This is a genomic window from Lelliottia sp. SL45 (genome assembly GCF_026672535.1).
Classification (GTDB): domain Bacteria; phylum Pseudomonadota; class Gammaproteobacteria; order Enterobacterales; family Enterobacteriaceae; genus Enterobacter; species Enterobacter nimipressuralis.
In genome coordinates this window covers 421,376-434,009 of the sequence record NZ_JAPPRH010000003.1, presented here as the reverse complement: position 1 = coordinate 434,009, position 12,634 = coordinate 421,376, and the positions used below count along the sequence as shown (strand labels likewise).

General features: G+C 53.2%; 6 protein-coding genes, 1 tRNA gene and 3 rRNA genes. 5 read left to right on the top strand and 5 right to left on the bottom strand.

Annotation, left to right across the window (positions count from 1 at the left end):
- Positions 1-200 precede the first annotated feature (200 nt).
- The 5 genes from trxC to OVA10_RS07980 all read left to right on the top strand — a co-directional run bounded on the left by trxC (position 201) and on the right by OVA10_RS07980 (position 5,921).
- Positions 201-620 (top strand): thioredoxin TrxC, encoded by a 420-nt coding sequence (gene trxC, locus OVA10_RS08005; protein WP_100779268.1) that lies wholly within the window; start codon positions 201-203, stop codon positions 618-620.
- Positions 621-689: 69 nt separating this feature from the next.
- On the top strand, positions 690-1,388 hold the full coding sequence (gene tapT / locus OVA10_RS08000) for a tRNA-uridine aminocarboxypropyltransferase (protein ID WP_268195733.1): 699 nt from the start codon (positions 690-692) through the stop codon (positions 1,386-1,388).
- A 35-nt stretch (positions 1,389-1,423) separates the two neighbouring features.
- Complete coding sequence (locus tag OVA10_RS07995) at positions 1,424-4,087, top strand: bifunctional acetate--CoA ligase family protein/GNAT family N-acetyltransferase (protein WP_268195732.1); 2,664 nt, start codon at positions 1,424-1,426, stop codon at positions 4,085-4,087.
- A gap of 110 nt (positions 4,088-4,197) precedes the next feature.
- Positions 4,198-5,553, top strand: coding sequence for a CDP-diacylglycerol--serine O-phosphatidyltransferase (gene pssA / locus OVA10_RS07985; RefSeq protein WP_123427042.1), 1,356 nt, complete (start codon positions 4,198-4,200; stop codon positions 5,551-5,553).
- Between the two features lie 44 nt (positions 5,554-5,597).
- Positions 5,598-5,921: a YfiM family lipoprotein gene (locus OVA10_RS07980; protein WP_100779264.1), complete on the top strand. Its 324-nt coding sequence runs from the start codon at positions 5,598-5,600 to the stop codon at positions 5,919-5,921.
- On the opposite strand, the gene OVA10_RS07975 is transcribed toward OVA10_RS07980, so the two are convergent.
- The 5 genes from OVA10_RS07975 to OVA10_RS07955 form a co-directional block, all read right to left on the bottom strand.
- Entirely contained in the window at positions 5,918-7,213 is a 1,296-nt protein-coding gene (locus OVA10_RS07975; protein WP_268195731.1) for an MFS transporter, read from the bottom strand. The two genes, OVA10_RS07980 and OVA10_RS07975, sit on opposite strands and share 4 nt — an antisense overlap.
- Before the next feature lie 260 nt (positions 7,214-7,473).
- A 5S ribosomal RNA gene (rrf, locus tag OVA10_RS07970) occupies positions 7,474-7,589 on the bottom strand.
- Positions 7,590-7,685: 96 nt separating this feature from the next.
- Positions 7,686-10,592 (bottom strand): 23S ribosomal RNA (locus OVA10_RS07965).
- Positions 10,593-10,811: 219 nt separating this feature from the next.
- Positions 10,812-10,887: transfer RNA gene (locus OVA10_RS07960), tRNA-Glu, on the bottom strand.
- Between the two features lie 85 nt (positions 10,888-10,972).
- A 16S ribosomal RNA gene (locus OVA10_RS07955) occupies positions 10,973-12,512 on the bottom strand.
- Together the 16S, 23S and 5S rRNA genes with 1 tRNA gene alongside form the textbook arrangement of a ribosomal RNA operon.
- Positions 12,513-12,634: the final 122 nt, after the last annotated feature.

The window sequence follows — 12,634 nt, the reverse complement described above, 5'->3', positions numbered from 1 at the left end:
CTCCACCAGCGCTGCGCGAAGCGCGCAGATTACCCGATGTGTCAGCGCATAGCCATTATTTCATACAAAAGCCTGTGACTATTGTTCCCATTGAATAAAACGCATTGTCGTTTCAAACAAGCTCAATGATAATATGTAACATATCAGAAACATTATCGGCACTTTGCCGCTTTGTCCCACTGCTCTATCAGAGGTTAGTTATGAATACCGTATGTGCCAACTGCCAGGCTCTCAATCGCATTCCGGATGACCGAATTGATGATGGAGCGAAATGCGGGCGTTGCGGTCATGAGCTTTTCGATGGCGACGTGATTAACGCAACCGGTGAAACCCTCGATAAATTACTGAAAGACGATCTGCCGGTAGTCGTGGACTTCTGGGCACCCTGGTGCGGCCCATGCCGTAACTTTGCGCCTATTTTTGAAGATGTCGCCGAAGAGCGCAGCGGTAAAATGCGCTTTGTGAAGGTCAATACAGAAGCGGAACGCGAGCTGAGTGCGCGATTCCGTATTCGCAGCATTCCCACCATCATGATTTTCAAAAAGGGTGAAGTCGTGGATATGCTCAACGGTGCCGTACCAAAGGCACCTTTCGAAAGCTGGCTGAATGAAACGCTCTGACAATCACGGGGCACTGCTTGTGCCCCGCTGTTCCCTCTGCGAGAATGGCGTTTTTTCTGCGCCTCTTCCATGACTGATAACGCCGTACTTCAATTGCGCGCCGAACGCCTGGCGCGTGCGACCCGCCCTTTTCTTGCCCGTGGCAACCGCATTCGTCGCTGCCAGCGCTGCCTGTTGCCGCTAAAACAGTGTCTGTGTGAGACGCTGGCTGCGAGCCACGCACAGAGCCGTTTCTGCCTGGTGATGTTTGACACCGAGCCGATGAAACCCAGCAATACCGGACGGTTAATCGCCGATATTCTGCCGAATACGGCCGCGTTTCAGTGGTCCCGCACCGAGCCGCCGCAGGCACTGCTCGATCTGGTCGCCAGTCCCGATTATCAACCCATGGTGGTGTTTCCCGCCTCCTATGCCGGTGAAAGCCGCAGGGTGATCGCCGCGCCGCCCACCGGCAAACCGCCGCTGTTTATTATGCTGGACGGTACCTGGACCGAAGCGCGAAAAATGTTCCGCAAAAGCCCGTATCTGGATGCACTGCCGGTGATCTCCGTCGATCTCTCCCGCGTGTCAGCCTATCGCCTGCGTGAAGCCCATGCCGAGGGACAATATTGTACGGCGGAGGTGGCTATCGCCCTGTTAGATCTGGCGAACGACACCGAGGCCGCCAGCGCCCTGGGCCGCCATTTTTCCTGTTTCCGCGAGCGTTACCTGGCAGGAAAACCCACACATCAGGCCAGCATCACAGCAGAAGAGATGGAAAGCGTTTAAAATCATCAGGTCACTCGCGTTAACAGGAGACTTGTATGAGCCAGCGAGGGCTAGAAGCGCTACTCCGCCCTAAATCCATCGCCGTGATCGGAGCCTCGATGAAACCCGATCGCGCCGGATATTTAATGATGCGCAACCTGCTGGCCGGGGGCTTTAATGGCCCTGTCATGCCTGTCACTCCCGCTTATAAAGCCGTTCAGGGCGTCCTCGCCTGGCCGGACATACAGAGCCTGCCGTTTATCCCCGATCTTGCCATCCTGTGTACGCACGCCAAACGCAATCTCGCCCTGCTCGACGCGCTGGGTGAGAAAGGCTGTAAAACCTGCATTATTCTCTCTTCGCCGCCAGAACAGCAGGCCGAACTACTGGCCAGCGCGAGCCGGTACCAGATGCGTTTGCTTGGGCCTAATAGCCTTGGGTTGCTGGCGCCGTGGCAGGGGCTGAATGCCAGCTTTTCTCCAGTGCCGATTCGAAAAGGCAAACTGGCGTTTATCTCTCAGTCTGCCGCCGTGTCCAACACTATTCTTGACTGGGCGCAGCAGCGTGAAATGGGCTTTTCATATTTCATCGCGCTGGGCGATAGCCTGGATATTGATGTCGACGAGCTGCTCGATTTCCTCGCGCGCGACAGTAAAACCAGCGCGATACTTCTCTATCTGGAGCACTTAACTGATGCCCGACGTTTTGTTTCTGCTGCGCGTAGCGCATCACGTAATAAACCGATTCTGGTGATCAAAAGTGGCCGTAGTCCCGCAGCGCAGAAATTGTTGCACTCTCACTCAGGCATGGACCCGGCCTGGGATGCGGCCATTCAGCGCGCTGGTTTGCTGCGCGTACAGGATACCCACGAGCTTTTCTCGGCCGTAGAAACCCTAAGCCATATGCGCCCGCTGCGTGGCGAAAGGCTGATGATTTTAACTAACGGTGCGGCCCCCGCAGCGCTCGCCCTCGATGAGCTGTGGTTGCGTAACGGGAAACTCGCCACCCTGAGCGATGAGACGATTCAGCGGCTTAAAGAAGCACTGCCAGCCAGCGTCACGCCGGGTAACCCACTGGATCTGCGGGATGACGCCAGTAGCGAGCGCTATGTCAACGCGATCTCCCTGTTGCTGGATAGCCAGGATTTTGACGCGCTAATGGTGATTCATTCCCCCAGCGCCGTCGCCCCCGGTAGCCAAAGCGCACGCGCGCTGATTGATGCTGTCAAAAACCATCCACGCGGGAAATACGTCACGCTGTTGACCAACTGGTGCGGAGAATACTCTTCTCAGGAAGCGCGGCGTTTGTTCAGCGAGGCAGGACTGCCCACCTACCGCACGCCGGAAGGCACTATTACTGCGTTTATGCATATGGTGGAGTACCGCCGCAACCAAAAGCAACTGCGTGAAACGCCCGCATTGCCCGGCAATCTGGCCGCCAATGCGACCGAAGCGCACAACCTGTTACGCCAGGCCATTGAGGACGGTGCGTCTTCTCTGGATACCCATGAAGTACGACCCATTCTGGATGCCTATGGTATGCAGACTTTACCCACCTGGATTGCGAGCGACAGCGCCGAGGCGGTGCATATTGCCGAACAGATTGGTTATCCGGTGGCGTTAAAACTTCGTTCGCCAGATATTCCGCATAAGTCGGATGTGCAGGGGGTGATGCTTTATCTGCGCACCGCCGCGGAAGTACAACAGGCCGCCGAGGCGATTTTTGACCGCGTAAAAATGGCCTGGCCGCAGGCGCGAGTTCACGGGCTTCTGGTACAGAGCATGGCGAATCGCGCCGGAGCTCAGGAATTACGAGTCGTGGTTGAACACGATCCGGTCTTTGGCCCGTTGATTATGCTGGGTGAAGGCGGTGTTGAGTGGCGACCGGCAGAACAGGCCGTGGTTGCCCTGCCGCCGCTGAATATGAATCTGGCTCGCTATCTGGTGATTCAGGCTATTAAGAGCAAAAAGATCCGCGGTCGCAGCGCGCTCCAGCCTTTAGATATTATCGGGCTGAGCCAGTTTCTGGTCCAGGTCTCTAACCTGATCGTCGATTGTGCTGAGATTCAGCGGCTGGATATTCATCCGCTGCTGGCGTCGGGCAATGAATTTATCGCGCTGGATGTCACACTGGATATTGCGCCCTTTACAGGTGATCGCGAAAGCAGACTGGCTATTCGCCCGTACCCTCTGCAACTGGAAGAGTGGGTGGAAATGAAAAATGGCGAGCAGGTGCTGTTTCGCCCAATCTTGCCCGAAGATGAACCTCAGTTGCGAGCCTTTATCGCTCAGGTGACGAAAGAAGATTTGTACTATCGCTACTTTAGCGAAATCAGCGAATTTACCCATGAAGATTTAGCCAATATGACCCAGATCGACTACGATCGGGAAATGGCGTTTGTTGCTGTTCGCCATCGTGATGAAGGCGATGAGATCCTGGGTGTCACGCGGGCAATTTCCGATCCTGACAACGTGGATGCCGAGTTTGCCGTGCTGGTTCGCTCCGATCTGAAAGGCCTTGGTCTCGGTCGGCGTTTGCTGGAAAAACTGATTGGCTATACCCGAGATCACGGTTTGCTCTGCCTGAATGGCATTACTATGCCGAATAACCGCGGCATGATTACCCTGGCGCGTAAACTCGGATTCGACGTAGATATTCAGCTGGATGAGGGAATTGTCGCCCTCTCGCTCCGCCTGGCATCGACGTCTGCTCAAGAGTAAGGTACTGGAAATGTTGACCACTTTCGTCAGTTCTGGTGGTATCATTGTCCGCTTATGTTGTCTGCAGATGCCAGATAACCCTTCAATGAACAGAGAAGATACGCACTGTGATGTTGTCAAAATTTAAGCGTAATAAACATCAACAACACCTTGCTCAACTACCGAAGATTTCTCAGTCAGTTGATGATGTCGAGTTCTTTTATGCTCCCGCCCATTTCAGGGAGACGCTTCTGGAAAAGATTGCGAGTGCCACGCAACGTATTTGCATTGTGGCGCTTTATCTCGAACAGGATGAAGGTGGACGCGCGGTTTTAAGCGCGGTCTATGAAGCTAAACGCCAGCGCCCGGAACTGGACGTTCGTATACTGGTTGACTGGCACCGTGCGCAGCGTGGCCGAATTGGCGCTGCCGCATCCAACACCAATGCCGACTGGTACTGCCGTATGGCACAGGAAAACCCAGGCGTTGACGTCCGTGTGTATGGTGTTCCTGTCAATACGCGCGAAGCCCTGGGCGTTCTGCATTTCAAAGGATTCATCATTGATGACAGCGTGCTGTACAGCGGCGCCAGCCTCAATGACGTTTACCTGCATCAGCTCGATAAGTATCGCTACGACCGCTACCATCTGATTCGCAATGCGCAGATGGCGGACATCATGTTTAACTGGGTCGATCAAAACCTGGTTCATGGTCGTGGCGTCAATCGTCTTGACGATCCGAATCGTCCAAAAAGCCCGGAAATCAAAAACGACATCCGCCTTTTCCGTCAGGAATTGCGCGATGCGGTTTATCATTTCCAGGGAGACGCAAATAATGAACAGCTGTCCGTTACGCCGCTGGTCGGGCTGGGAAAATCCAGCCTGCTGAACAAGACCATCTATCATCTGATGCCGTGTACTGAGCAGAAGCTGACGATCTGTACGCCGTACTTCAACTTACCGGCAATCCTGGTGCGTAATATTATCCAGCTGCTGCGCGATGGGAAAAAAGTCGAAATTATCGTTGGGGATAAAACCGCGAACGACTTCTTCATTCCGGAAGATCAGCCGTTCAAAATTATCGGTGCGTTGCCCTATCTTTATGAAATCAACCTGCGTCGCTTCCTGAGCCGCTTGCAGTATTACGTCAACACCGATCAACTGGTGGTCCGCCTCTGGAAAGACGAAGACAACAGCTATCATCTGAAGGGGATGTGGGTTGATGATGACTGGATGCTGCTGACCGGGAACAACCTCAACCCGCGCGCCTGGCGCCTGGATCTGGAAAATGCCATTCTGATCCACGATCCGCGACATGAGCTTTCAGCCCAGCGTGAACGTGAACTTGAGCTGATTCGTACCCATACGACTACCGTTCGCCATTACCGCGATTTGCAAAGTATTGCGGACTACCCGGTGAAAGTGCGTAAGCTTATCCGCCGTTTACGCCGTATTCGTATTGACCGTCTGATTAGCCGCATTCTGTAACGACCAGGCCCTGTCAGTGACGGGGCTTTTTTTTGGAGTCTGTTATGCGCGTTTTGCTCCTGCTCATTTCCCTATTACTTTCAGGCTGCAGTCATATGGCTAATGACAGCTGGCAGGGTCAGGATAAAGCCCAGCACTTTATCGCCTCAGCGATGCTTTCCGCCGCCGGTAATGAATACGCGCAGCACCAGGGTGTGAGCCGCGATCGCAGCGCCGTTTACGGATTCATGTTCTCCGTCAGTCTGGGTGCCTCGAAAGAGTTATGGGACAGCCGCCCTGCAGGGAGCGGCTGGAGCTGGAAAGATTTTGCCTGGGATGTTGCCGGTGCCACCACCGGCTATGCGGTGTGGCAACTGGCACATTATTAAAGACGAATGCCTTTCCCTTTGCGGTGTAGCATCAGTGAGACAATAAACGCCAACGCCCCCATCACGGTGACATACCAGAAAAAGGTGTTTTCACTGCCTACCGATTTCAGTGTTAACGCGACATATTCTGCCGAACCGCCGAAGAGTGCATTAGCAACCGCATACGACAATCCCACTCCCAGAGCGCGGACCTGAGCAGGGAACATTTCTGCTTTCAATATTCCGCTTATCGACGTGTAAAAACTCACGATAATCATCGCCACCATCACAAGTGCGAAAGCAGCATAGGGTGATGAAACATGTTGCAGCGCGGACAAGATTGGGACTGTACATAGCGCGGATAACCCACCAAAGATGAGCATGGATGTCCGCCGCCCGATTCTGTCTGACAGTGCGCCAATCAATGGCTGAATCAGCATGAATACAAATAAAGCCGCCGTCATGACGATACTGGCCACATTGGCATGCATCCCGGTGGTGTTCACCAGGTACTTTTGCATGTAAGTGGTGAACGTGTAAAAGCTCAGCGAACCGCCAGCGGTAAACCCTAATACCATCACAAAGGCTTTCCGGTTACGCCATAACCCTTTCAACGAACCTGCTTCTTTCAGCGCCCTCACCTCTTTTTGCGAGGTTTCATCAAGCTGTCGGCGCAGCCACAGAGCCACGACCGCCAGAACCGCTCCCATCGCAAAAGGTATGCGCCATCCCCAAGAATGCAATTGCTCATCCGTCAGCACCTGCTGCAGAACAACCACCACTAAAATAGCCAGCAACTGCCCGCCGATCAGTGTGACGTACTGGAAGGAGGCGTAAAAACCTTTCCGCCCTTCCACAGCAACTTCACTCATGTAGGTAGCACTTGTACCGTATTCACCGCCGACGGAAAGGCCCTGGAACAATCGAGCCAGTAATAACAGCGCGGGTGCCCACGTACCGATCGTGTCATATCCCGGCAGACAGGCAATCACCAGCGATCCGAGGCACATCATGCAGACAGAGATCAGCATTGAGATTTTACGCCCTTGTCTGTCTGCAATTCGGCCAAACAGCCAGCCGCCAATTGGACGCATCAGAAATCCTGCAGCAAATACCCCTGCGGTTTGGAGCAACTGGGTAGTCGTGTTGCCGGACGGAAAAAAGATATGAGCAAAATAGAGGGAACAAAACGAGTAAACGTAGAAGTCGAACCATTCAACCAGGTTGCCGGATGACGCGCTGACAATCGCCCATACTCTGCGCCGGGTATCGCTGTCAGCCAGCGTCCCGTGCGATGTGATACCTTCGGTCATTTAAGTGTGCTCCTGCCATAAGACTTAAGCGTGTTGGACACTAGCATCCAATCATTTAGTAAATGAAATGTTATATTTTTGTTATATTTAACATTGTGATTTGAATCACACATTTACTTAGCAGGGTAATCGATTAGGAGGAATACCAGGAATGCAACGGAGTGGTGAGAAAGTTTCACGGAGGGAAGCAGAGGCATAAACAAGAAAGGAAAAAAACGCAAAGAGGCCATCCTTGCGGATGGCCTCTTCACTTGTTTGATGCCTGGCAGTTCCCTACTCTCACATGGGGAGACCCCACACTACCATCGGCGCTACGGCGTTTCACTTCTGAGTTCGGCATGGGGTCAGGTGGGACCACCGCGCTAAAGCCGCCAGGCAAATTCTGTTATCAACACGCATTCCTGCGCATTAATTAATCTGTATCAGCTGAAAATCGACTGTCTCTGCTTCGCCAAAACATCTTCGGCGTTGTAAGGTTAAGCCTCACGGTTCATTAGTACTGGTTAGCTCAATACATCGCTGCACTTACACACCCAGCCTATCAACGTCGTAGTCTTCAACGTTCCTTCAGGACCCTTAAAGGGTCAGGGAGAACTCATCTCGGGGCAAGTTTCGTGCTTAGATGCTTTCAGCACTTATCTTTTCCGCATTTAGCTACCGGGCAATGCCATTGGCATGACAACCCGAACACCAGTGATGCGTCCACTCCGGTCCTCTCGTACTAGGAGCAGCCCCCCTCAATTCTCCAGCGCCCACGGCAGATAGGGACCGAACTGTCTCACGACGTTCTAAACCCAGCTCGCGTACCACTTTAAACGGCGAACAGCCGTACCCTTGGGACCTACTTCAGCCCCAGGATGTGATGAGCCGACATCGAGGTGCCAAACACCGCCGTCGATATGAACTCTTGGGCGGTATCAGCCTGTTATCCCCGGAGTACCTTTTATCCGTTGAGCGATGGCCCTTCCATTCAGAACCACCGGATCACTATGACCTGCTTTCGCACCTGCTCGAGCCGTCACTCTCGCAGTCAAGCTAGCTTATGCCATTGCACTAACCTCCTGATGTCCGACCAGGATTAGCTAACCTTCGTGCTCCTCCGTTACTCTTTAGGAGGAGACCGCCCCAGTCAAACTACCCACCAGACACTGTCCGCAACCCGGATTACGGGTCTACGTTAGAACACCAGCCATTAAAGGGTGGTATTTCAAGGTTGGCTCCACGCAGACTGGCGTCCACGCTTCAAAGCCTCCCACCTATCCTACACATCAAGGACCAGTGTTCAGTGTCAAGCTATAGTAAAGGTTCACGGGGTCTTTCCGTCTTGCCGCGGGTACACTGCATCTTCACAGCGAGTTCAATTTCACTGAGTCTCGGGTGGAGACAGCCTGGCCATCATTACGCCATTCGTGCAGGTCGGAACTTACCCGACAAGGAATTTCGCTACCTTAGGACCGTTATAGTTACGGCCGCCGTTTACCGGGGCTTCGATCAAGAGCTTCGCGTTGCCGCTAACCCCATCAATTAACCTTCCGGCACCGGGCAGGCGTCACACCGTATACGTCCACTTTCGTGTTTGCACAGTGCTGTGTTTTTAATAAACAGTTGCAGCCAGCTGGTATCTTCGACTGGTTTCAGCTCCATCCGCAGGGACTTCACCTACACACCAGCGTGCCTTCTCCCGAAGTTACGGCACCATTTTGCCTAGTTCCTTCACCCGAGTTCTCTCAAGCGCCTTGGTATTCTCTACCTGACCACCTGTGTCGGTTTGGGGTACGATTTGATGTTACCTGATGCTTAGAGGCTTTTCCTGGAAGCAGGGCATTTGTTACTTCAGCACCGTAGTGCCTCGTCATCACACCTCAGCGTTAAAAAGGTACCGGATTTACCTGGAACCTCCGCCTACATGCTTAAACCGGGACAACCGTCGCCCGGCTAACATAGCCTTCTCCGTCCCCCCTTCGCAGTAACACCAAGTACAGGAATATTAACCTGTTTCCCATCGACTACGCCTTTCGGCCTCGCCTTAGGGGTCGACTCACCCTGCCCCGATTAACGTTGGACAGGAACCCTTGGTCTTCCGGCGAGCGGGCTTTTCACCCGCTTTATCGTTACTTATGTCAGCATTCGCACTTCTGATACCTCCAGCATGCCTCACAGCACACCTTCAACGGCTTACAGAACGCTCCCCTACCCAACAACGCATAAGCGTCGCTGCCGCAGCTTCGGTGCATGGTTTAGCCCCGTTACATCTTCCGCGCAGGCCGACTCGACCAGTGAGCTATTACGCTTTCTTTAAATGATGGCTGCTTCTAAGCCAACATCCTGGCTGTCTGTGCCTTCCCACATCGTTTCCCACTTAACCATGACTTTGGGACCTTAGCTGGCGGTCTGGGTTGTTTCCCTCTTCACGACGGACGTTAGCACCCGCCGTGTGTCTCCCGTGATAACATTCTTCGGTATTCGTAGTTTGCATCGGGTTGGTAAGCCGGGATGGCCCCCTAGCCGAAACAGTGCTCTACCCCCGAAGATGAGTTCACGAGGCGCTACCTAAATAGCTTTCGGGGAGAACCAGCTATCTCCCGGTTTGATTGGCCTTTCACCCCCAGCCACAAGTCATCCGCTAATTTTTCAACATTAGTCGGTTCGGTCCTCCAGTTAGTGTTACCCAACCTTCAACCTGCCCATGGCTAGATCACCGGGTTTCGGGTCTATACCCTGCAACTTAACGCCCAGTTAAGACTCGGTTTCCCTTCGGCTCCCCTATACGGTTAACCTTGCTACAGAATATAAGTCGCTGACCCATTATACAAAAGGTACGCAGTCACCCCATAAAAGAGGCTCCCACTGCTTGTACGTACACGGTTTCAGGTTCTTTTTCACTCCCCTCGCCGGGGTTCTTTTCGCCTTTCCCTCACGGTACTGGTTCACTATCGGTCAGTCAGGAGTATTTAGCCTTGGAGGATGGTCCCCCCATATTCAGACAGGATACCACGTGTCCCGCCCTACTCTTCGAGTTCACAGCGTGTGCATTTTTGTGTACGGGACTTTCACCCTGTATCGTGCGACTTTCCAGACGCTTCCACTAACACACGCGCTGATTCAGACTCTGGGCTCCTCCCCGTTCGCTCGCCGCTACTGGGGGAATCTCGGTTGATTTCTTTTCCTCGGGGTACTTAGATGTTTCAGTTCCCCCGGTTCGCCTCATGCCACTATGTATTCATGACATGATAGTGTGTCGGAACACACTGGGTTTCCCCATTCGGGTATCGCCGGGTCAAAGGTTCATATCACCTCGCCGACGCTTATCGCAGATTAGCACGCCCTTCATCGCCTCTGACTGCCAGGGCATCCACCGTGTACGCTTAGTCGCTTAACCTCACAACCCGAAGATGTTTCGTAAAACACCCTCGTGTCGCGAAAATTTGAGAGACTCGAACACACCGTCACTCTGTTCTTATTACGGAGAACAGACGCAGTGTGTCGTTTCAATTTTCAGCTTGATCCAGATTTTTAAAGAGCAAATATCTCAAACATGATTCCTGAGAATCAGTTTTGAGATATTAAGGCAGGTGACTTTCACTCACAAACCAGCAAGTGGCGTCCCCTAGGGGATTCGAACCCCTGTTACCGCCGTGAAAGGGCGGTGTCCTGGGCCTCTAGACGAAGGGGACACTGAAGTCTCAATCGCAAGACGCCTTGCTATTTACTTTTCATCAGACAATCTGTGTGGACACTACAAAGGCAGGTTCTTTCAGGTAAGGAGGTGATCCAACCGCAGGTTCCCCTACGGTTACCTTGTTACGACTTCACCCCAGTCATGAATCACAAAGTGGTAAGCGCCCTCCCGAAGGTTAAGCTACCTACTTCTTTTGCAACCCACTCCCATGGTGTGACGGGCGGTGTGTACAAGGCCCGGGAACGTATTCACCGTAGCATTCTGATCTACGATTACTAGCGATTCCGACTTCATGGAGTCGAGTTGCAGACTCGAATCCGGACTACGACGTACTTTATGAGGTCCGCTTGCTCTCGCGAGGTCGCTTCTCTTTGTATACGCCATTGTAGCACGTGTGTAGCCCTACTCGTAAGGGCCATGATGACTTGACGTCATCCCCACCTTCCTCCAGTTTATCACTGGCAGTCTCCTTTGAGTTCCCGGCCGGACCGCTGGCAACAAAGGATAAGGGTTGCGCTCGTTGCGGGACTTAACCCAACATTTCACAACACGAGCTGACGACAGCCATGCAGCACCTGTCTCACGGTTCCCGAAGGCACTAAAGCATCTCTGCTAAATTCCGTGGATGTCAAGAGTAGGTAAGGTTCTTCGCGTTGCATCGAATTAAACCACATGCTCCACCGCTTGTGCGGGCCCCCGTCAATTCATTTGAGTTTTAACCTTGCGGCCGTACTCCCCAGGCGGTCGACTTAACGCGTTAGCTCCGGAAGCCACTCCTCAAGGGAACAACCTCCAAGTCGACATCGTTTACGGCGTGGACTACCAGGGTATCTAATCCTGTTTGCTCCCCACGCTTTCGCACCTGAGCGTCAGTCTTTGTCCAGGGGGCCGCCTTCGCCACCGGTATTCCTCCAGATCTCTACGCATTTCACCGCTACACCTGGAATTCTACCCCCCTCTACAAGACTCTAGCCTGCCAGTTTCGAATGCAGTTCCCAGGTTGAGCCCGGGGATTTCACATCCGACTTGACAGACCGCCTGCGTGCGCTTTACGCCCAGTAATTCCGATTAACGCTTGCACCCTCCGTATTACCGCGGCTGCTGGCACGGAGTTAGCCGGTGCTTCTTCTGCGAGTAACGTCAATCACTGTGGTTATTAACCACAATGCCTTCCTCCTCGCTGAAAGTACTTTACAACCCGAAGGCCTTCTTCATACACGCGGCATGGCTGCATCAGGCTTGCGCCCATTGTGCAATATTCCCCACTGCTGCCTCCCGTAGGAGTCTGGACCGTGTCTCAGTTCCAGTGTGGCTGGTCATCCTCTCAGACCAGCTAGGGATCGTCGCCTAGGTGAGCCGTTACCCCACCTACTAGCTAATCCCATCTGGGCACATCTGATGGCAAGAGGCCCGAAGGTCCCCCTCTTTGGTCTTGCGACGTTATGCGGTATTAGCTACCGTTTCCAGTAGTTATCCCCCTCCATCAGGCAGTTTCCCAGACATTACTCACCCGTCCGCCGCTCGTCACCCGAGAGCAAGCTCTCTGTGCTACCGCTCGACTTGCATGTGTTAGGCCTGCCGCCAGCGTTCAATCTGAGCCATGATCAAACTCTTCAATTTAAGTTTGATGCTCGTGAATTAAACTTCGTAATGAATTACGTATGTTCACTCAGAGACTTTGGTATTCATTTAGCGTCTTTCGACGTTTAGAATCCATGTCACTTTGAGTGCCCACACAGATT